The organism is Nocardioides sp. YIM 152588 (assembly GCF_040191335.1).
Lineage (GTDB): Bacteria > Actinomycetota > Actinomycetes > Propionibacteriales > Nocardioidaceae > Nocardioides.
In genome coordinates, this window is record NZ_JBEGDJ010000053.1 from 1 (window position 1) to 20,516 (window position 20,516).

At 74.2% G+C, this 20,516-nt stretch carries 16 protein-coding genes; 3 read left to right on the forward strand and 13 right to left on the reverse strand.

The annotated features are described in order from the left end of the window. The 3 genes from ABLM29_RS18510 to ABLM29_RS18520 all read right to left on the reverse strand — a co-directional run. On the reverse strand, positions 1 to 3,033 hold a 3,033-nt coding region (locus ABLM29_RS18510; RefSeq protein WP_349715981.1), incomplete at its 3' end, for an Rne/Rng family ribonuclease. A gap of 390 nt (positions 3,034 to 3,423) precedes the next feature. Further along, positions 3,424 to 4,137, reverse strand: a complete 714-nt coding sequence (locus ABLM29_RS18515) for a TIGR03936 family radical SAM-associated protein (protein WP_349715983.1) — start codon at positions 4,135 to 4,137, stop codon at positions 3,424 to 3,426. Between the two features lie 55 nt (positions 4,138 to 4,192). Beyond that, on the reverse strand, positions 4,193 to 5,374 hold the full coding sequence (locus ABLM29_RS18520; protein ID WP_349715985.1) for a winged helix DNA-binding domain-containing protein: 1,182 nt from the start codon (positions 5,372 to 5,374) through the stop codon (positions 4,193 to 4,195). Between the two features lie 56 nt (positions 5,375 to 5,430). Here ABLM29_RS18520 and ABLM29_RS18525 point away from each other — a divergent pair, with 56 nt between their 5' ends. Next, positions 5,431 to 6,219 carry a DUF4190 domain-containing protein gene (locus ABLM29_RS18525; protein WP_349715986.1) on the forward strand — a complete coding sequence of 263 codons (789 nt, stop codon included), beginning with the start codon at positions 5,431 to 5,433 and terminating at the stop codon, positions 6,217 to 6,219. Between the two features lie 75 nt (positions 6,220 to 6,294). Here ABLM29_RS18525 and ABLM29_RS18530 read toward each other — a convergent pair whose 3' ends face one another. Continuing rightward, the gene (locus ABLM29_RS18530) at positions 6,295 to 8,259 is read right to left on the reverse strand and encodes a TIGR03960 family B12-binding radical SAM protein (protein ID WP_349715987.1); all 1,965 of its coding nucleotides are present in this window, start codon (positions 8,257 to 8,259) and stop codon (positions 6,295 to 6,297) included. A 70-nt stretch (positions 8,260 to 8,329) separates the two neighbouring features. Between ABLM29_RS18530 and ABLM29_RS18535 the strand changes: the two genes are divergently transcribed. Together ABLM29_RS18535 and ABLM29_RS18540 are read left to right on the forward strand one after the other, a co-directional pair. Beyond that, positions 8,330 to 9,490, forward strand: coding sequence for a calcium:cation antiporter (locus ABLM29_RS18535; RefSeq protein ID WP_349715988.1), 1,161 nt, complete (start codon positions 8,330 to 8,332; stop codon positions 9,488 to 9,490). Further along, the gene (locus tag ABLM29_RS18540) at positions 9,487 to 10,398 is read left to right on the forward strand and encodes a DUF8832 domain-containing protein (protein WP_349715989.1); all 912 of its coding nucleotides are present in this window, start codon (positions 9,487 to 9,489) and stop codon (positions 10,396 to 10,398) included. Before ABLM29_RS18535 ends, ABLM29_RS18540 begins: the two co-directional genes overlap by 4 nt. Positions 10,399 to 10,584: 186 nt before the next feature. On the opposite strand, the gene ABLM29_RS18545 is transcribed toward ABLM29_RS18540, so the two are convergent. From ABLM29_RS18545 to ndk, 9 genes are all read right to left on the reverse strand, one after another. Next, positions 10,585 to 12,234: a copper resistance CopC/CopD family protein gene (locus ABLM29_RS18545; protein ID WP_349715990.1), complete on the reverse strand. Its 1,650-nt coding sequence runs from the start codon at positions 12,232 to 12,234 to the stop codon at positions 10,585 to 10,587. A gap of 4 nt (positions 12,235 to 12,238) precedes the next feature. Then, entirely contained in the window at positions 12,239 to 12,994 is a 756-nt protein-coding gene (locus ABLM29_RS18550) for a YcnI family copper-binding membrane protein (protein ID WP_349715991.1), read from the reverse strand. 83 nt (positions 12,995 to 13,077) lie between these two features. Further along, positions 13,078 to 13,674 (reverse strand): hypothetical protein, encoded by a 597-nt coding sequence (locus ABLM29_RS18555; RefSeq protein WP_349715993.1) that lies wholly within the window; start codon positions 13,672 to 13,674, stop codon positions 13,078 to 13,080. Positions 13,675 to 13,699: 25 nt separating this feature from the next. After that, positions 13,700 to 14,911 (reverse strand): rod shape-determining protein RodA, encoded by a 1,212-nt coding sequence (gene rodA, locus ABLM29_RS18560; RefSeq protein ID WP_349715995.1) that lies wholly within the window; start codon positions 14,909 to 14,911, stop codon positions 13,700 to 13,702. After that, positions 14,908 to 17,055 carry a penicillin-binding protein 2 gene (mrdA, locus tag ABLM29_RS18565; RefSeq protein WP_349715996.1) on the reverse strand — a complete coding sequence of 716 codons (2,148 nt, stop codon included), beginning with the start codon at positions 17,053 to 17,055 and terminating at the stop codon, positions 14,908 to 14,910. Before mrdA ends, rodA begins: the two co-directional genes overlap by 4 nt. After that, complete coding sequence (locus tag ABLM29_RS18570; protein WP_349715997.1) at positions 17,052 to 17,651, reverse strand: rod shape-determining protein MreD; 600 nt, start codon at positions 17,649 to 17,651, stop codon at positions 17,052 to 17,054. Before ABLM29_RS18570 ends, mrdA begins: the two co-directional genes overlap by 4 nt. Next, positions 17,648 to 18,661 carry a rod shape-determining protein MreC gene (gene mreC / locus ABLM29_RS18575; RefSeq protein ID WP_349715999.1) on the reverse strand — a complete coding sequence of 338 codons (1,014 nt, stop codon included), beginning with the start codon at positions 18,659 to 18,661 and terminating at the stop codon, positions 17,648 to 17,650. The genes ABLM29_RS18570 and mreC overlap by 4 nt, the downstream gene beginning before the upstream one ends. Positions 18,662 to 18,664: 3 nt before the next feature. Beyond that, positions 18,665 to 19,696 carry a rod shape-determining protein gene (locus ABLM29_RS18580; protein ID WP_349716001.1) on the reverse strand — a complete coding sequence of 344 codons (1,032 nt, stop codon included), beginning with the start codon at positions 19,694 to 19,696 and terminating at the stop codon, positions 18,665 to 18,667. A gap of 341 nt (positions 19,697 to 20,037) precedes the next feature. Continuing rightward, positions 20,038 to 20,445, reverse strand: coding sequence for a nucleoside-diphosphate kinase (ndk, locus tag ABLM29_RS18585; protein ID WP_349716003.1), 408 nt, complete (start codon positions 20,443 to 20,445; stop codon positions 20,038 to 20,040). Between the last annotated feature and the right edge of the window lie 71 nt (positions 20,446 to 20,516).

The window sequence follows — 20,516 nt, forward strand, 5'->3', positions numbered from 1 at the left end:
GGCGGGCCGGCTGGCCGCGCGCCGCCGCGTCCGGGTGACCACGGTCGTGCGGACCGCGGGCTCGGCGGGCGCCGGCTCCTCCGGAGCGGCCTCGGGGGCCGGGGCCTCAGCAGCCGGGGCCTCAGCAGCCGGGGCCTCAGCAGCCGGGGCCTCAGCGGGCGGGGCCTCAGCAGCCGGGGCCTCAGCGGGCGGTGCCTCGGGGGCCTCGGGGGTCGGGGCCTCAGCGGCGGGGGTCGCCTCCGGCGTACCCGTCGCCTCGTCCTCCGCGGCCACCGGCGGGTGGGACATGGCCATCGCGGCCACGACCTTCGGCGACGGGGCGCCGTTGCCGTTCCCGTTGGCGTGCGGCTCGGGGGCCGCGCCGTCACCCTTGTCCCTGCCCTGGGGCTTGTCCTGCGACTTGTCCTGGGCCTTCTCCTGGCCCTTGCCCTGCTCGCCGTCGCCCTGGCCCTTGCCCCGGCGCCGGCGGCCGCGGCGCGACTCGCCGTCGCCGCCGCCGTCGCCGCCGCCACGCTTGGGCTCGATCGGGAGGTCGTGCACGACGAGGCCGCGACCCTGGCAGTGGGTGCAGGTCTCGCTGAAGGCCTCGAGCAGGCCGGTGCCGATCCGCTTGCGGGTCATCTGCACCAGGCCGAGCGAGGTCACCTCGGCCACCTGGTGCCGGGTCCGGTCGCGGCCCAGGCACTCGACGAGGCGCCGGAGCACCAGGTCGCGGTTGGACTCCAGGACCATGTCGATGAAGTCGACGACGATGATGCCGCCGATGTCGCGCAGGCGGAGCTGGCGGACGATCTCCTCCGCGGCCTCCAGGTTGTTCTTGGTGACCGTCTCCTCCAGGTTGCCCCCGGAACCGGTGAACTTGCCGGTGTTGACGTCGACGACCGTCATCGCCTCGGTGCGGTCGATGATCAGCGAGCCGCCCGAGGGCAGCCAGACCTTGCGGTCCAGGCCCTTCGAGATCTGCTCGTCGATCCGGTACGTCGAGAAGACGTCGCCGCCGCCCTCCTCGGGGCGGTGGTGCTCGAGCCGCTCGGCGAGGTCGGGCGCCACGTGCTCGACGTAGCCGCTCACGGTCTCCCAGGCGTCGTCGCCCTGGACCACGAGCTTGGCGAAGTCCTCGGTGAACAGGTCGCGGACGACCTTCAGGGTCAGGTCCGGCTCGCCGTACAGCAGCTGCGGCGCGTTGCTGCCCTTGGCGGTCTTGGCCTCGATGTCCTCCCACCGGGCCTTGAGCCGCTCGACGTCGCGGGTCAGCTCCTCCTCGGCGGCCCCCTCGGCGGCGGTCCGCACGATGACGCCCGCGGTCTCGGGGACGATCTCCTTGAGCAGCGACTTCAGGCGTGCCCGCTCGGTGTCGGGCAGCTTGCGGGAGATGCCCGAGGTGGTGCCGTCGGGGACGTAGACCAGGAAGCGGCCGGCCAGGCTGATCTGGCTGGTCAGTCGAGCTCCCTTGTGGCCGATCGGGTCCTTGGTGACCTGCACCAGGACGGTCTGGCCGGAGGAGAGCACGGACTCGATCTTGCGCGGCTGGCCGTCCTTGTGGCCGAGCGCGGACCAGTTGACCTCGCCGGCGTACAGCACCGCGTTGCGGCCCTTGCCGATGTCGATGAAGGCGGCCTCCATCGAGGGCAGCACGTTCTGCACGCGGCCCAGGTAGACGTTGCCGATCAGGGACGTCTGCGACTCCCGGGCGACGTAGTGCTCGACGAGGACCTTGTCCTCCAGCACGCCGATCTGGGTGACGTCCTCGCGCTGGCGGACGACCATCACGCGCTCGACCGACTCGCGGCGGGCGAGGAACTCCGCCTCGCTGATGATCGGGGCGCGGCGGCGGCCGGCCTCGCGGCCCTCGCGGCGGCGCTGCTTCTTCGCCTCCAGCCGGGTCGAGCCGGAGACCGCGGTGATCTCGTCCTCGGCGCTGCGGGCCTTGCGGACCCGGGTCACGGTGTTCTGCGGGTCGTCGCCGGCGTCGGCGCCACCCTCGCCCTCGCGGCGGCGGCGACGGCGACGGCGGGAGGTGCCGGACCCCTCGGACCTCTCGCCCTCGGAGTCGGCCGCGGCGTCGTCCTTGTCGCCCTCGGCGGCGTCGGAGGCGTCGCCCTGGTCGGCCTGGTCGGCACGGTCGGACTGGTCGGAGTCGCCCCCGGAGCGGTCGCCCTCGGACTCGCCCGAGCCGGACCCACCGGACTTGCGGCGGCGGCGGCCACCGCGGCGGCGACGTCGGCGCGGGGCGCCGGAGCCCTCCGCGGACTCCTCGCCGCCCTCGTCGGCGTCGCCGTCCTCGGCGTCGCCCTCGGCGCTGTCCTCGGACTCGTCCTTGGTGCTGGCCTCGGCGCCGTCCGTGGCGCCGTCCGTGGCGCCGTCCTTCGCGCTGTCCTGGGCGCTCGCCGCCTCGGCGGCGTCCGGGGTCGAGGAGGCCTCGCTCTGCTCGGAAGCCTCGGCGGCGGTGTCCTCCGCCGCCTCCTCGTCCTCGGCCGCCGGCTCGGGCTGGGCCGGCGCCGCAGCCTTCTTGCGCGGCGCGCGCTTGCGGGTCGTGGGCGCGGCGGGCGCCTGGAAGAGCGGCAGCGTGGCGCTGGCCTCGTCCGCCTGCTCCTCGGCGGGCTTCTCGGCCTGCGCCTCGGCGGGCTGCTCGGCCTCGGCGGCCGGGGCCGGCTTCTTCGCGGCCGTCTTGCGCGTGGTCGTCTTCTTGGCCGCGGCCTTCTTCGCCGGGGCCTTCTTCGCGGCGGCCTTCTTCGCGGGCGGCTCGGCCGGGGCCTCGTCCTCGGCGGCCTCCGCACCGCCCTCGGCGGCGGCGACCGGCTCGGCGGCGGCCTTCTTGGCCGTGGCCTTCTTGGTGGTCCGCTTGGCGGGCGCCTTGCGCGTCGCCTTCTTCGCGGGCGGGGCCTCCCCGGACTCCGCTGCCGGTGCCTCGGCGGACGCCTCGGCGGCCGGTGCCTCGGTCGCGGGCGCCTCGCTGGCGGGCGCCTCCGCGGCGGGGGCCGTCGCCGGCTCCTCGGCGTCGGAGTGGGAGGTGGTCGTGGGCGCGTCGTTCATTGCGCTGCTCCTCGAACCCGGGCGTCACCGCCCGGGTGTGTCATCGCCGCGCAACCGGGGTCCCGCGACGTAAGCCTTCGTGTGGGACGACACCCTCCGCGGAGCGTCACTGGAGCGCGTCACGCCACCTTCCGCGGTCGTCCGGGCCCCATCCCTGTCACCGATGGGCGCTGCCAGCGTCGCGGTCTGGCGACGTACCGCCCTCCACCGTGCCGGTCACCTCGGTGACCCGGCGAGAACGTCGTCGGATCGACCAGCACCAAGCCTCTGGTGAGGGTCTCCGGGGAGACGTGCTGGCGGTCGATCTGTGGCGAGTATCGCACAGCGGGGGTCACCCGCTGGCATCCCGGTCGATTCAGCGGGTCGCGCCTCCCCCGGCGCGATCCCCGGTCAGCGCGCCGCGAGCGGGTCGGCGAGCTCCCCGGTGCCCCGGTCCAGCGACCCCTGCGCGACACGCGTGAGCAGCGCCTGGCGCGGGGCGGTCCAGCCCGTCGCCTCACGCAGACCGGTCAGTACGTCGTCGGGCCGGACGGCCGGAACGGCGTGCTCGAGCAGCAGGTCCAGCGCCCCGTCGTCGGCGACCCGCAGGGAGACCACCGCGGCACGGCAGTCGAAGGAGCGCAGCCCCTTCTTCGTCATCCGCTCGACCACGATCGACTCGGCCTCCAGGAAGGCGCGGACCGCCTCGTCGAGGCCCTCGCCGCTGCCGAGGTCGATCCGCCAGCGACTGCCGGTCAGCAGGTCGGAGAGGGATCCGCCGCGGCTGGTGGCGGAGTCGGCCACCGCGACGACGTCGAGGCCGTCGGGCAGGGCGGCGTCGAGCTCACGGCCGACCCCGGCCGGGTCCAGGGCCTCGGCGAGCCCGAGCTCGACGTACTCCGCCTCGCTCGCGGCACCCGTCGGCGAGGCGCCGGCGTAGGAGATCCGCGGGTGCGGGTGGAAGCCGGACGAGTAGGCCATCGGGATCCGCGCGCGGACCACGGCCCGCTCGATGGCGCGGCTCACGTCGCGGTGGCTGGTGAACCGCAGCCGGCCGCGCTTCGCGTACTGGATCCGGAGCTTCTGCACCGGGGGCGCCTGCTGCTCGGGCTGGGCGCGGCTCACCGGTCGTTCTCCTCTGCCTTGCGCACCGGCCGAGATTACCTTCCGGCGGGCCGGATCACCGAAGCGTGAGCCCCTTCATCTGGGGCGAGGCGTAGACGTTGACGATCCGCACGCCGTCCAGCCACGCCGTCAGGCGCCCGGCCTGCGCCTCGAGCGCGCGCCTGGCCTCCGCGCCCGGGTCCCGCCGCAGCAGCAGGCGGACCCGCCCGTCGTCGTCCTGCGCCCACGCCCCGACGATCCGCCCGTCCGACCAGGCGGTGTTGCCGGCGTTGCCGTTGGGGTCGAACAGGTACGGCCGGTCGGACGGGTCGAGGTAGAAGTCGCGGCCCTTCCACCCCATCACGGTCGGGTCGAGGGTGGGCAGCAGCGCCACCCACGGCGGCGGCGACGCGACCGGTTCGAGGTCATCGGGCAGGACCCAGCCGGTCGCGTCGCCGCCGAGGTCGACCGCGACCGCCCCGACATCGGCCAGTGCCGCCCTGACGATCGTCTTCGTGGCACCCAGCCACCAGACCAGGTCGTCCTCCGTGCCCGGCCCGAACGCGCGCAGCCACCCCCGCACCAGGGTCGCGTAGCCCTCGGCCTGCCCGGCCGGCGCCGGCGGCGCGCCCAGCCAGTCCTCCGTGCGCTGCCAGGACGGCTTGTTGAGCCGCCAGTGTCCGGCGTTCACGCCGCGCACGATCCTCCCGGCGGCCCCCAGCGCGGTCAGCACGTTGGGGCCGATCGGCAGCTCGGCCGCCCACTTCCTCCCCGGCGTGCCGCGGGTGATCCGCCCGGCGAGCGCGGGCACCTCCTCGCGCAGCTCCGCCGCCGTCCGGGGACGGCCGTCCGCCATCGCCTCGAGGACGGCCTCGCCGGTCGTGTCGAGCCAGGCCGCCGGGTCGTCGGCCAGCCCCGCCCGGGCCAGGTCCTTGGTCAGCTGCGCCCGTTGCTGCTGGGCGACGCGGGCGGCCGCGCTCCCCCAGACGGCGGGCAGCGCCTCGACGGGGAAGGCGAACAGGGTGCGGCGCATCGCGAGCTGCTTGACGAGCGTGCGGTCGTCGTACAGCGCCGCCTCGACGTCGGCGACGGAGACGCCCGGGACCCGCGCCCACAGGGCCAGGTGCACCGTGGCCGCCTCGGTCGCGTGCAGCGCCGTCAGGCCGCGGGCGGCGGCGAGGACGTCCGGGAAGGGACGGGCGAGGCCGTGACGGCGCCCCAACCGGGCCCGCCGCTCCGCGTCGTCGATGTGGCGCACGCACCAATCCTCCCCAACGCCGCCGACAGGCAGATCAGGGCCGTAGTGTTCGGCGGGTGAGCGACAACACGCCGCCGTCGGGCCCGCCCTACGGCTCCGACCCCTACGGCCAGGGCTCCGGCTCGGATCCCTACGGCCAGCAGCCCCCGCAGGATCCCTACGGCCAGCAGCCCCCGGCGCAGCCGCCGTACGGCCAGCAGCCGCCGCAGCAGCCGCCGTACGGCCAGGGTGGGTACCCGCCGCCTCCGCCGAACCCCTACGGCGCGGACCCCTACGCGCAGGACCCGGGCGCCGGCGCCTCGACCGACGGCGTCTCGATCGCCTCGTTCGTGCTCAGCCTGCTCTGCTGCACGTCGCCGATCGGCCTCATCATGTCGTTCTTCGGCCTGTCCCGGACGAAGGGTGGCAAGCGCAAGGGCCGCTGGGCCGCGGTCGCCGGCCTGGTGATCGGCATCCTCGGCACGCTCAGCCTGATCGGCTTCGGCATCTTCGTCGCGTTCATCGCGAACACGATCGTCACCCCGGCCAACGCCGAGGCGGGCACCTGCGTGAACATCGAGGAGGACGACGACATCGTCGTCTTCACCAAGTCCGACTGCGCCGACGAGCACGACGGCGAGATCGTCGGCGTCGCCGAGGTCACCGAGGACAACCTCGAGGCCATCTCGACCGCGATGGCGGCCTACTGCGCCACCGTCGTGGACCCCGGCGAGTTCCTGAAGATCACGACGAGCCCCGACCTGAAGCTCCAGGCCGTCAGCGAGAACCCGGACGACCCCGAGATCGGCGACCACCTGGTCTGCTACGCCCAGGGCGAGAACCTCACCGGCAACATCGGCGACTGACCCGCGAACCGGGGCTCAGGGCAGCCCGAAACGGGGCTCAGGGCGCAGGTAAGCGCCCCGAGCCCCTGTTCGGCGTCAGACGACGGAGAGCGGCAGCAGCTTCTTGCCGGTCGGGCCGACCTGGATCTCGGTGCCCATCTCCGGGCAGACGCCGCAGTCGTAGCAGGGCGTCCAGCGGCAGTCCTCGACCTCGATGTCGGCCGAGCCGTCGGCGACCGCGAGGGCGTCCTCCCAGTCACCCCACAGCCAGTCCTTGTCCAGGCCGGAGTCGAGGTGGTCCCACGGGAGGATCTCGTCGTACTCGCGCTCGCGGGTGGTGTACCAGTCCAGCGCGATGCCGGTGCCCTCGAGACCCGACTCGGCGGAGGCGACCCAGCGGTCGTAGGAGAAGTGCTCGCTCCAGCCGTCGAAGCGACCACCGTCGCGCCACACGGCCTCGATGATCCGGCCGACCCGGCGGTCGCCGCGCGAGAGCAGTCCCTCGATGATGCCGGGCTTGCCGTCGTGGTAGCGGAAGCCGATCGCCCGGCCGAACCGCTTGTCGGCGCGCACGGTCTCGCGCAGCAGCGCCAGCCGGGAGTCGGTGGTCTCCGCGTCGAGCTGCGCGGCCCACTGGAACGGGGTGTGCGGCTTGGGCACGAAGCCGCCGATCGAGACGGTGCAGCGGATGTCGTTGCGCCCCGAGACCTCGCGGCCCTTGGCGATCACCTTCTTCGCCAGCTCGGCGATCTGCAGCACGTCCTCGTCGGTCTCGGTCGGGAGGCCGCACATGAAGTAGAGCTTCACCTGGCGCCAGCCGTGCGAGTACGCCGTCGCGACGGTCCGGATGAGGTCCTCCTCGGTGACCATCTTGTTGATCACCTTCCGCATCCGCTCGCTGCCACCCTCGGGGGCGAAGGTCAGGCCGGAGCGGCGTCCGTTGCGGGAGAACTCGTTGGCGAGCGTGATGTTGAACGCGTCGACGCGGGTCGAGGGCAGCGACAGGGACACGTTGGAGCCCTCGTACCGGTCCGCCAGGCCCTTGGCCACGTCGCCGATCTCCGTGTGGTCGGCGCTGGAGAGCGAGAGCAGGCCGACCTCCTCGAAGCCGGACTTGCGCACGCCGTTCTCGACCATGTTGCCGATGGTCTCGATCGAGCGCTCGCGCACCGGGCGGGTGATCATGCCGGCCTGGCAGAAGCGGCAGCCGCGCGTGCAGCCGCGGAAGATCTCCACGCTGAACCGCTCGTGCACGGTCTCGGCCAGCGGCACCAGCGGCTTGGCCGGGTACGGCCACGCGTCGAGGTCCATCAGGGTGTGCTTGCGGACCCGCTCGGGCGCGTCCGGGTGGTTCGGTACGACGGCGGCGATCGCCCCGTCGTCGCCGTACGTCACGTCGTAGAACGCCGGGACGTAGACGCCGCCCGAGGCGGCCAGCCGGCGGAGCACCTCGACGCGGCCGCCGGGGCAGCCCTCGGCCTTCCACTCGCGGACGACCTCGGAGATCGCGAGGACGATCTCCTCGCCGTCCCCGAGGACCGCGGCGTCGACGAAGTCGGCGATCGGCTCGGGGTTGAACGCGGCGTGCCCGCCGGCGACCACGATGGGGTGCTCGTCGGTGCGGTCGGCGGCGTGGATCGGGATGCCCGCGAGGTCGAGGGCGTTGAGCATGTTCGTGTAGCCGAGCTCGGTGGAGAACGACAGGCCGAACAGGTCGAACGCGGCGACCGGCCGGTGGGCGTCGACGGTGAACTGCGGGATGCCCTCGGCGCGCATCACCTTCTCCATGTCCGGCCACACCGCGTAGGTGCGCTCGGCCAGGATCCAGGGGCGCTCGTTGAGCACTTCGTAGAGGATCTGGACGCCCTGGTTGGGCAGGCCGACCTCGTAGGCGTCGGGGTACATCAGCGCCCAGCGGACGGTCGGGCCGCCCTCGTCGGAGCCGGCGGCGCAGTCCCACTCCTTGACGGTCGAGTTGAGCTCGCCGCCGACGTACTGGATCGGCTTGGAGACCGTCAGCAGGTGCGGCTCGAGGCGGGAGAAGACAGACTCGACGGACATGCCCTCCAGGGTAAGGCGGATGCGCCCCAGGTGCCGCTTCCGCGAGGGCCGCTCCGTAGACTCCGGCGCCATGAGCGCAAGCACCGCCGGCAGGTTCGGCTGGACGGTGGCCGCTCCCCTGGTCGCGGCCGTGGTCCTGGTGTTCACCTGGGGCACGCACCCCGGCGTCGTCGGCAACATCCTGGTCGCGATCGCCCTCTTCGGGGCCGTCCTGGCCGGCGTCCACCACGCGGAGGTGGTCGCCCACCGGGTCGGCGAGCCGTTCGGCTCGCTGGTGCTGGCGGTCGCCGTCACGGTGATCGAGGTCGCGCTGATCGTGACCCTGATGGTCTCCGGCGGAGACGACACCTCCACGCTGGCCAGGGACACGGTCTTCTCGGCACTGATGATCACCGTCAACGGCATCGTCGGCCTGGCCCTGCTGCTCGGAGCGATGCGGCACACCTACGCCGTCTTCCACCCCGAGGGCACCGGGTCGGCGCTGGCCACCGTGATCTCGCTGGCCGGGCTGACGCTGGTGGTGCCGACGTTCACCACCGGCGCCTCGGGACCGGTCTTCACCGGGTCACAGCTGGTCTTCGCGGCCGTCGCCTCCCTCGCGCTGTACGGCGCCTTCGTGGCCACCCAGACCGGGCGCCACCGCGACTTCTTCCTGCCCGTCGGCACCGCCATCAGCACGCACCCCGGCGGGGACGACCGGTCGGAGGAGCGGTCGGAGGAGCGGTCGGAGGAGCGGTCGGAGGAGCCGGCCGAGGTGCACGCCGCGCCGCCGACGAACCGGCAGACCTGGACCAGCGTCGCGCTGCTGCTGGTGGCGCTGGTGTCCGTGGTCGGCCTGGCCAAGGTGGAGTCGTACGCGATCGAGGAGGGCGTCTCCGGCCTGGGCCTGCCGCAGGCGGTCGTCGGCGTGATCATCGCGATGACGGTGCTGCTGCCCGAGACCCTCGCGGCGGTGCGGGCGGCGCTGCGCGACCGCGTGCAGATCTCGCTCAACCTCGCCTACGGCTCGGCGATGGCCTCGATCGGCCTCACCATCCCGGCGATCGCGATCGCGTCGATCTGGCTGGACGGCCCGCTGGCCCTCGGCCTCGACCCCGTGCAGCTGGTGCTGCTGGGCCTCTCCGCGGTGGTCGGCGTGCTGACCGTCGTGCCCGGCCGCGCGGTACCGCTCAACGGCGCCGTGCACCTCGTGCTGTTCTCCGCGTTCGTCTTCCTGACGGTCTCGCCGTGAGGCGGCCCGCCCGCAGCCTCGCCGCACTCGCGTCCGCGGCGCTCGCGCTCGCGCTCGCCGGGTGCTCCACGGACCAGCCGACCGACGACGACGGCCGGCTGGTGCTCTCGCCGCCCCGGGACGGCGCCGGCCACACCCACGCGCCCGGCGAGGGCGACGTGCAGCCGATCGGCGACGGCACGAGCGACTCCGCCGGCGGGTACCGGATGGTCGACGTCGCGCTGCCCGGCAGCGCCGACGGCCCCGGCGACGTCACCTTCCGGATCCTCGGCCCCGACGGCGAGCCGGTCACGGAGTACCTCGAGGAGCAGACCCGACTGCTCCACCTCTACGTGGTGCGCGACGACCTCGCCGTCTTCCGCCACCTGCACCCGACGCTGGAGACCGACGGCCGCGATGCCGGGACCTGGACCGCCCGGGTCGACCTGGGCGAGCCCGGCGACTACCGGGTGCTGGCCGAGTTCCAGCCGGCCGGCGCGGGCGCCGCGGTCGCCCTCGGCGCCGACGCCACCGTGCCCGGCGACTGGAGCCCGGCGCCCGTGGCCGCCTCGGACGACGGGGACGACGGGGACGGCGGGGCGGACGACGGTGTGGTCCGCGTCGTACCGGAGGCGGCCGGCGAGGTCGGCCCCGACGGGCGGATCTCGCTGCTGGTCAGCGACCTCGACGGGCGGCCGCTGACGCTGGGCAGCTACCTCGGCACCTTCGCCCACCTGACCGGCTTCGCGCTCGATGACGACGGGTTCGTGCACGTGCACCCCTACGGCCAGCCGGAGCAGACCGCCGACGGCACCCGCCTGGTCTTCCACACGGCGTTCGACGCGGCCGGGGACTTCCGGTTCTTCGTGCAGGTCCGCGTCGACGGGTTCCTGCGCACGGTCCCGGTCACCATCGCGGTTACCGACTGACCTCGCGCCCGCGAGTTGGGGAAGAGCGACCCACGAGTCCCGCCAAAGCGACCTGCGAGTCCGGGCGTAGCGACAGGAGGCCGTCGCTGACGCGGGACTCGGCGGTCGGTTTCCCCCGACTCGGCGGTCGTTTTCCCCCGACTCGGCGGTCGGTTTCCCCCGACTCGGCGGTCGGGTGGTGGGTGGTCAGTCGACGTCGAGGTCGAGGACCGCGACGGGGTTGGTGAACTCGTCGACCCGGACGCTCACGGTCAGCTCCCAGGCGCCGGGGTGCGGGAGGACGAGGTCGGCCGCGTAGGTGCCGGCGGCGACCGGGGTCAGCGCGATCTCGCCGAGGTCGACCTGCTCGGACGCCGCGGTGAGGACCGGCGCCCGGTACAGGTCGACCGGCTCCCCCGTGGCGTCCTGCACCTGGAGGGTCAGGCGGCGGCGGTTGCCCTCGGCGGCGTCGAGCTGGGCGAGCACGCGGTAGTCGCCCGCGACGGCGGTCGTGACGGCGGTGGCCGCGGGCGCGGCGATCGGGGCCGTCTCTCCCCCGGGCGCCTTGCCGACCAGGAAGCCGGTGACGCCGACCACGACCACGAGCAGCGCCGCCTCCACCGCGACGGTACGACGGATGCGGAGCGTCGTACGGCGCCGCTGGTCGTGCCCGGCGTCGGCGTCCATCCCGGGGAGCAGCACGAACCGGTTCCAGGCCGCGACGGCCGCCACCACGGCGACGACGCCGATCTTGACCAGCAGCAGCCGACCGTAGGTGGTCTCGACCAGGGCCGACCAGGAGCCGAGGATGCCCCAGGACAGGAGCGCGCCGGAGCCGACCAGCGCCGCGAGGACGTCCGTCGCCATGGTGGAGAACCGGCTGAGCACCTGGGCGGCGTCGCGGGGACGCCCGCCGAGCGCGGGCAGCGTGACGGCGAGTGCGACCAGGCCGCCGAGCCAGACCGCCGCGACGTAGAGGTGGAGGGCGTCGGTGATCACCAGGAGGGTGGTCGGCTCGTAGGCCCGGGTGTGCCCGACCAGCGCCGGTGAGGCGACCGCGAGCAGGGTGAGGATGTCCAGGGTGAGCGCGGAGCGGCCGCGCGCGCTGCGGCCGGCGCCGAGCACCGCGGCGCCGAGGCCGACCACCTGGAGGATCAGCACCACCAGGTCGTCGCGGACCAGCGACGGGTCCCAGGCGGCCGGGTCGACGATCCCGCCGAGGCCGAGCCCGAGCTGGTAGGAGCCGGCCAGCGGGACCGCGAGCAGGCCCGCGGCGATCGCGAGGCCGGCGGCCGCCCGCAGCAGCCGCACCAGCCGCCGCCGGGCGTCGTCGTGGAGCCGGACGCCGCGGACCGTCCAGCCGAGGAAGAGGGCCAGGCCGCCGACCAGGAAGAGGCCGAGGTAGTTGAGCGCGCCGACCACCGCGATGGCGACGCCGATCGGGCCACCGACGGTCGCGGTCGGGGTCCGCGGCGCGACCACGGTCTCGCTGGGGGCGCCGACGTGGAAGGTGAGCGAGCCGGCGACGGGGTGGCCGTCGGCGGAGACCACGCGCCAGGTCACCACGTAGGTGCCGTCGGCGAGGCCGGTCGGCAGGTCGGCGGTCACCTCGTCGTCGCGGGCCGAGGCGTCGACCTCCAGCGGGTCCCCGGCGGCGTCGAAGGCGGCCACGCCGTCGGAGACCAGCGAGACCGGCTCGTCGAACGTGAGCACGACGGCGTCCGGCGCGTCCGGGAGGACCGCGCCCTCGGCGGGGTCGGTGGCGACGAGGCTGGCGTGGGCCGACGCCGGCGCCGCCGTGCCCGCCACCCCGAGGAGGGCGATCAGGACGGCGAGCGCCAGCGTCAGCCTCCGCACGGGATCAGGCCCTCCGACCGCTCCGCACGAGCGCGGCGCCGCCGGCGACCAGGCCGAGCAGGCCCGCGACCAGGCCGGCGACGGCGAGGCCGGTGCCGTCCGAGCCCTCGTCGGACCCGGCGGCCTCGGCGGACTCCTCGGCCTCGTCGGCGTGCTCGTCCGCGTGCTCGTCGGTGTCGTCGGTGTCGTCGGTGTCGCCGTGACTGTGGCCGTCGCCGGTGCCCTCGGTCAGGGTGATGGCCGGTGCCGGGTGCGCCAGCTCCTCGGCGTCCTGGCCCTCGGCCGGGACCTCGGTCCAGCCGGTCTCTCCCTTCACGCAGGTCTGCACGGTCGGGAAGACCATGGTCTCCCCCTCGGCGTCGGGCAGCTTCACCGAGAGCTCGAAGGTGTCCCGGTAGCCCTCGGGCAGCGGGGTCTTCGCGGTGTAGACGACCTGGGCGACCCGCTCGGTCAGCTCGTTGCCGTGGGCGTCGGTGATCGGCTCGTCGAGCTTCTCGATGACCTTCTTCACCGTGTAGAGCGGGTTGCGGGTCGGGGTGACCGAGGGGATCTCCTCGGGCATCGCGATGGCGACCTTCGTGGTCGCCGCGCCGTCGCAGCCGTGCGGGACGCTGACGGTGAGCACCGCGTAGGCACCGGCGGCGGTGGTGTTCGGGGTGATGCCCACGTGTGCGGACGCCGGCGCGGCGAGGCCGAGCGCGAGGAGACCGGCGGCGGCGCCGGTCGCGCCGAGGGGCAGGAGGGTACGTCGGACGGACATGTGTGTGCCTTTCGGGACCCGGGCGGGTCCGGGCTGAAGCGGGAGGGGAGCGGCGTCGCGCCGGCCACCCACCCGATCGGCGATCAGGCGGGTGCGGGCGCGGGGACGGGCGCCGGTGGGCCGCGGGTGGCGGCGGTCCCGTGGTGCCACGGCGACCAGGCGCGCAGCGGGCTCAGCGCCCGGGCGACGCCCCGGCGCAGCGGCACGGGCAGCGGGTCGGTGGCCGACCACGCGACGAGGACCTCGACCGCGCGGCGGCGCAGGTGCCAGGCCAGTGCCGTGACCAGGGCGGCCGCCAGGTGCGCGGCCACCATCGACCAGGTCAGGCCGGCCGGCGCGGCGGCGGCCCCCACCACCCCGACCCCGTGGTGGGCGTGCCCGACCGCGGTCGGCGGCGCCAGCACGGACATCCAGGCGTGCACCGCCAACTGGGCGGCCACCATCGCCGGGAGGACGACGCGCAGCGGCGCCCGGCGGCCGAGGACGACCAGCCCGGCGGCGTACACGAGCACGGCGACCGCGAGCAGCGCCTCCGCGCCCGGCAGCGCGCCGCCGGCGGCGCGGTGGGCCAGCGCGAACGCGGCGACCGTCTCGGCCGCGGCGACGCCGGCACCCACCGGGGCGGCACCGGGGACGGCACCGGGGGCGGCGCAGCGCGGCACCCGGCGGACGATCAGCACGCGCAGATCATCGCAGAGGGGATGCTCACGCGCGGACCAGGACCCGCTTCGCCGGCTGCATCCGCGCCGCCGGCGAGGAGAGGGTGCGCAGGTGGATGTTCTCCAGCAGGCCGACGGCCAGCATCCCGGCGAACATCGACGAGCCGCCGTACGACACGAACGGGAGCGGGACGCCGGTGACCGGCATGATGCCGAGGCACATGCCGATGTTCTGGAAGGCCTGGAAGCCGAGCCAGCACGCGATGCCGGCGGCGGCGATCCGGCCGAAGACGTCGTCGGTGCGCGCGGCGATCCGCAGGGCCCGCCACAGCACCACGCCGAGCAGCACCACGATCAGGCCGGCGCCGACCAGCCCGAGCTCCTCCCCCGCGACGGTGAAGACGAAGTCGGTGTGCTGCTCGGGCACGAAGCCGGCGCGGGTCTGGGACCCGTCGAACAGGCCCTGCCCGAAGACGCCCCCGTTGCCGACCGCGATCCGGGCCTGCTCGACGTTGTAGCCGGCGCCCCGCGGGTCCAGGCTCGGGTCGGTGAAGGCGAGGAACCGGTCGACCTGGTACTCCTCCAGGAAGCCGCTGGCCACGGCGAACGCGGCCACCCCGACGCCGCCGGCCGCCAGCGCGGCCAGCCAGATCCGGTGGGCCCCCGACGCGGCGACCACGCCGAAGACGGTCGCGGTCAGCACCAGCATCGTGCCCAGGTCGGGCTGGGCGAGGATCAGCACCGCCGGCACGGCGGCGACGGTCAGCATCAGCAGCACGTCGACGGTCCCCACGCGGTCGCGCCAGCGGCCCTCGTGGCGCTCCGCGACGACCAGCGCCATGCCGACCACCACCGCCAGCTTCGCCAGCTCCGACGGCTGCAGGGAGAGCCCGCCGATCATCAGCCACGAGCGGGAGCCGTTGACGGTGCTGCCGGCGACCAGCACCAGGACCAGGCCGAGCACCGAGAGCAGGTAGGCCACCGGCGCCAGGATCCGGACCCAGCGGTGGTCGGTCGCGGCCACCGCCGCCATCAGCGCCAGGCCGATGCCGAGGTTGAGCACCTGCTTGGCCAGGAACGCCTTCGGGTCGCCGCCGGTGAGGTCGTCCCTGTTGACGGTCGCCGACCAGACCAGCAGGCAGCCCAGTACGCCGAGCAGCGTGACCGAGCCGAGCAGCACCCAGTCCAGGTCGGCCCAGCGGCGCAGCAGGACGCGCCGGGAGACGCCGCTGCGCTGGATGGTCGGACGCTGGTTCATTCCTTCTCCTCCCGGGCGGGCGGCAGGATCGAGCCGTCGCGCCCGAACCGGGGCAGCGCGTCGGACTGGGTGACGCCGGGGATCAGCGTCGCGGCCGGGTCGACCTCGGCGCCGTCGACGCCGTACAGCGCCTCCCAGATCGCCCGGACCCCGTCACCGGTCGAGCCGGAGCCGGTGCCGCCCTGGCTGATCATCATCACCACGACGTAGTCGTCGGTGTAGGAGGCGACCCAGCCGGTCGACTGCTTGCCGTAGACCTCGGCGGAGCCGGTCTTGGCCCGGATCTGCACCTGGTCCAGCGGGAAGCCGCCGAGCTTCCAGGACATGGTGCCGACGCGGCTGACGCCCTTGAGCGCCTCGTCGATGTAGGTGAGCACCGAGTCGGGCAGGCCGACGTCGCCGGCCTTGACGGGCTTGATCCGCCGGATCACCTTGCCCTCCGGCGAGACGACCGCCTTGCCGACCCGCGGCTCCCACAGGGTGCCGCCGTTGGCCAGCGCCGCGTAGGCGCGGGCGAGCTGGAGCGGGGTGACGATGGTGTCGCCCTGGCCGATCGCGAAGTTCGCCGCGTCGCCCTGGCGGTAGTAGTTGCCCTCGATGCAGAACTCGCGGGCGAACCGGTAGACGAAGTCGCTGGTGTCGGCGTCCTGCGGCTTCCCCGAGATGCCGCAGTAGTAGTCCTTCATCGACCGGTAGTAGGCGCGCTTCCACTTCCGGTCCGCGATCCGGCCCGACGCCTCGCCGGGCAGGTCGATGCCGGTGCGGGAGCCGAAGCCGAAGGTCTTCGCCTCCGCGACCAGCGGGTCCTTGGCGTCGACGTCGGCGGGGTCGGAGCCGTACTGGGCCCAGTACCGCATCCCGATCTGGAAGAAGAAGGTGTTGCAGGAGACCTCGAGCGCCCGGGCGAAGCTGATCGAGCCGTAGGCGGCGGACTCGTGGTTGTGGAAGTCGCGGTTGCCGATCCGCACCGCCGACGGGCAGCCGAGCACGGTGTCGGTGCCGTAGCCGTTGGTCAGCGCGCCCGCGGTCATGAACGGCTTCCAGGTCGAGCCGGGGGCGAACTGGCCCTGGAACGCGCGGGCCAGCAGCGGGGTGCCGGCCGCCTCGGAGTAGAGCCGCTCCAGCTGCGCGGAGGTGATCCCGCCGACCCAGACAGACGGGTCGTACGTCGGCTGGCTGGCCATCGCCACGATCCGGCCGGTGTCGACCTCCATCACCACGGCGGCGCCGGAGTCGGCCTCGAAGTTGCGCTTGGTGACCGGGTCGCGGGTGGCGCGGGCGATGCTGATCATCTCGTGCAGCTGCTTCTCGACGACGCCCTGCACCTTGGCGTCGATCGAGGTGACCAGGGTGTCGCCGGGCTGCGAGGCGAGGTCGGAGACGTCCCCGAGCACCTGGCCCTTGGAGTTCACCGCGACCCGCTGGTAGCCGGGTTGGCCGCGCAGCCAGGCGTCGTACGTCTTCTCCACGCCGGAGCGGCCGACCACCGACGCGCCGTTGACCGAGCTGTCGCCGTCCCGCTCGGCGGCGTCGAGCTCGTCGGAGGTGATCGGGCTCAGGTAGCCGAGCAGGTGGGCGGCGTTGATCCCGTACGGCGAGGGGTACTCCCGCACGCTCTGCTGGTCCACGATCACGGCCGGGAAGTCCTCGGGCTGCTCGGAGATCCGCAGCGCCTGCTCCTGGCTGATCCCGCTGGCGATCGGCACCGGCTGGTAGGGCGAGCCGTTCCAGCAGCGGCCGGGGATCGCGTCCTCGGTGCCGCAGAGCACCAGGCTCCGCTCGATCGCCCGCGGCCTGAGGTCCAGCACCCGGCCGACCCGGCGCAGCACCGCCCGGCGCTCGCTGTCGGCGTACCGGTTCAGCAGCGTGGTGTCGACGGTGACCACGTAGGTCAGCCGGTTGGTCACCAGCGGGCGGCCCATCGCGTCGACGATCAGGCCGCGCTGGGGCTGGACCACGATGTCGCGGATCGACTGCGAGGCGGCGCGCCCCTGGTAGTCCTCCCCGGAGACGACCTGGAGGTAGTACAGCCGCGTGCCCAGGGTGGCCAGCAGCGAGAAGACCAGCGCCTGGATGACGATCAGGCGCAGCCGGCTGCGCTGGCCGCTGGACGCGCGCGGCGCCGTTCCCTCCGACCCGCTCACAGCACCATCCGCCGGGCGGGCGGGCGCGGCGTGACGCGGCCCGCGTCGGTCGAGCCCATCGCCGCGACGCGGCCGGTCACCCAGAACATCGCGGGCACCACCAGCAGCGCCGCGAGGGTGTCCATCGCGACCGCCATCAGCACGGTGCCGAGCAGGACGCCGAACTCCGTCGCCGGGTCGGCGAGGACCACGCCGGTGAGCGCGAACACCGAGTTGCCGACGAACGAGCCGCCGGCGGCCGCGGCGAGGGCGACGCCGAGGCCCGGGCGGCGCCCGGTGGCGCCGGGACCGGACTGGAAGTCGTGGCTGAGCCGCCCCACCACGTAGCCCACGACGCCGAGCGCCAGCGCCCAGCGTCCGGCGACGTGGTCCGCGGGCGGCGCCAGGTCGAGCAGGAGGCCGGCGAAGAAGCCGACGAGGGTGGCGAACCGGGTGTCCTGGGCGAGCCCGGTGGCGACCACCACCAGCAGCACCAGCCCCGGCACCACGCCGGTGCCGGCGTCCGGCCACCCCATCCGCGGCAGCACGCTCACCTGCGCGACGAGGGCCAGCACGATCGCGACCATGGTCACGGCCAGCCGGGCCGGGCCCCTCATCGGGCGCTCCCCTCGCCCGAGGCGCCGCGCAGGCTGCCGTCGGCCTCGATCACGCGGTCCTCGGTGCCGGACGGTACGACGACGCCGACCAGGTCGAGGGCGGTGAAGTCGACCACCGGCTCCAGGACCGCGCGGTAGCTGGTGTCGCGGACCGACTCGAAGACCCGCGTGACGCGGCCGATCGGGACGCCGGCCACGTAGGGCGATCCGCCCTCGCTGCCCCAGGTGAGCACGGTCTGGCCGGCGCGCGGCTGGACGGCCTCGTCGAGCAGCTCCAGGTCGAGCGTGCCGTCCTCGCCGGGCGCGCCGCGGCCGTGCACGAAGCCGAGCTCGGCGTTGTCGCCGACCCGGCCGCCGACGGTCGACTCGCGGTCGACGATGAGCAGCACCGTGGCGGTGTGCGCGGTCACCGAGGTGACCCGGCCGACGAGGCCGGCGTCGTTGACCACCGTCATGTCCGGGTGCAGGCCCGAGGTGGCGCCGGCGTCGATGGTGACCGTGTTGGAGAAGGACTGGGCGGAGCCGACCGCGATCACCCGGGCCGGCAGCAGCGCGTAGCCGGTGTCGCCGGCCATCGCGCGCAGCCCGTCCAGCTCGGCGAGCCGCGCGTCGTCGTACCCGGCCTTGGCGAGCTGCTGCTCCAGGGCCGTGTTGCGGTGCTCGAGCTCGGCGACCTCCTCGCGGAGGGAGTCGTTGGTGCGCAGCGCGCCGGTCAGGTCCAGCACCGGGCCGAGCACGGTGTCGACCGCCGCCTCCGCCGGCCCCAGCACCTCCCCGACGACGCGGCGGACCGGGTCGACCGGCGAGGCGTCGCCGCCGGCGCGGTCGACCACCATCAGCGTGACGGCGGCGAGCACCAGGGTGGCCACCAGCGAGCGGGAGGGCAGCCCGCGGCCGGGCCGGCGCTGCTGCGGGGTCAGCCGGCGCTCGGGGCCGGCGGCCGGGCCCGGGGCGTCGGTCCCGTCGATGATCCGGTCGGGCCGGCGCGGGGGCATCGTGTCGAGGGTCATGCCTCAGAACCGCCGCGGGTTGGTGACCAGGACCTGCTGCAGCGCCTCGAACTCCTCGACGCAGCGGCCCGCGCCGAGCGCGACCGAGATGAGGGGGTCCTCGGCGACGTGGACGGGCATCCCCGTCTCGTGGCGGATCCGCTCGTCGAGGCCGCGCAGCAAGGCGCCGCCGCCGGTGAGCACGATGCCGCGGTCCATGATGTCGCCGGCCAGCTCGGGCGGGGTCTGGTCGAGGGTGACCCGGACCGCGTCGACGATGTCGTGCAGCGGCTCGTCGAGCGCCTGCCGGATGTCGGCGCTGGTCACCGTCACGGTGCGCGGCAGCCCGCTGACCATGTCCCGGCCGCGGATCTCGCCCTCGGGCTCGCCGGGCCGCGGGAACGCCGAGCCGAGGGTCATCTTGACCTGCTCGGCGGTGCGCTCGCCGAGCATCAGCCCGTGCTCCTTCTTCATCCACGCCACGATCGCGTGGTCCAGGGTGTCGCCGGCGGTGCGGATCGACAGGCTGGTGACGATGCCGCCGAGCGAGATCACCGCGACCTCGGTGGTGCCGCCGCCGACGTCGACGATCATGTTGCCGGTGGCCTGGTGGACCGGGAGGCCGGCGCCGATCGCGGCGGCCATCGGCTCCTCGACGACGTAGACGCGGCGGGCGCCGGCCTGGTAGCCGGCCTCCTTGACCGCGCGCTGCTCGACCGGGGTGATCGAGCTCGGCACGCAGATCACCATCCGCGGCTTGGCGAAGTAGCGGCGCCGGTGCACGCGCGCGATGAAGTGGCGCAGCATCTGCTCGGTCGCCTCGAAGTCGGCGATCACGCCGTCGCGCAGCGGGCGCAGCGCGGTGATGTTGTCCGGCGTACGGCCCAGCATCTGCTTGGCCTCGTGGCCGACCGCGATCACCTCGCCGGTGCCGTCGTTGATCGCGACCACGCTCGGCTCGTCCAGGAGCACGCCGCGGCGGCGCACGTAGACCAGGGTGTTCGCCGTGCCGAGGTCGACGGCCATGTCCCGCCCGATGATGGAGTTCGCCCTCACGCGTGCCCTCGCAAACCCTTGCCGGCCCCACGGGGTGGGTCCGTTGGCACGCTCTGGGGAAGCCGGTCCGCTCGCACGGTCCGGGGAGGCCGAGCGGGCGTGCCGATCCGACTGCCTCCGCTCGGAGCCTAAGAAACCGGGGGCGGTGATCCGCGCAGACACGCGGGAGCGGGGTGGGTGGGGCGGGCCTCAGTGGGTGGCGGCGGAATCACCGGTCGACCGGTGATTCGGTTGCTTGACAGGCGTTGCAGCGCCCGTCAAGCAACCGAACCGCCTGTCCGGTGTGACGCAGGTGCAGCCTGAGGCACACGACCCGAGGGGCCGGCGCCCCGGGCGCGGCGTCAGAGGTTCGGGAACCAGAGCGCGATCTCGCGCTCCGCGGACTCCGGCGAGTCCGACCCGTGCACCAGGTTCTCGCGGTTCGACAGCGACAGGTCGCCGCGGATGGTGCCGGGGGCCGCCTTGCGGCCGTCGGTGGCGCCGTTGAGCGCGCGGACGACCTCGATCGCCTCGTCGCCCTCGAGCACCATCGCCACGAGCGGGCCGCTGGTCACGAAGGCCCGCAGCGGCGGGTAGAAGTCCCGCTCCACGTGCTCGGCGTAGTGGGCGTCGGCGTCGTCGCCGGTGATGGTGCGCAGCTCCATCGCCACCAGCGACAGGCCCTTCGCCTCGAACCGGGAGAGCACCTCGCCGACGAGCCCACGGCGGACGGCGTCGGGCTTCAGCAGGACCAGCGTTCGTTGGGTCACGGCGCGACCCTATCGCCGCCGGGTACGGCGGCCCTAACCCGTCCGCGCCCTCCCGGACCGACCCCGGCGGC

Bases quoted from the DNA above. Each gene is read 5' to 3' on its own strand.
- ABLM29_RS18530 (WP_349715987.1), bottom strand. From the start codon at position 8,259: ATGTCCGTCGAGTCTGTCTTCTCCCGCCTCGAGCCGCACCTGCTGACG.
- ABLM29_RS18535 (WP_349715988.1), top strand. From the start codon at position 8,330: ATGAGCGCAAGCACCGCCGGCAGGTTCGGCTGGACGGTGGCCGCTCCC.
- ABLM29_RS18550 (WP_349715991.1), bottom strand. From the start codon at position 12,994: ATGTCCGTCCGACGTACCCTCCTGCCCCTCGGCGCGACCGGCGCCGCC.
- ABLM29_RS18570 (WP_349715997.1), bottom strand. From the start codon at position 17,651: ATGAGGGGCCCGGCCCGGCTGGCCGTGACCATGGTCGCGATCGTGCTG.
- rodA (WP_349715995.1), bottom strand. From the start codon at position 14,911: ATGAACCAGCGTCCGACCATCCAGCGCAGCGGCGTCTCCCGGCGCGTC.
- mreC (WP_349715999.1), bottom strand. From the start codon at position 18,661: ATGACCCTCGACACGATGCCCCCGCGCCGGCCCGACCGGATCATCGAC.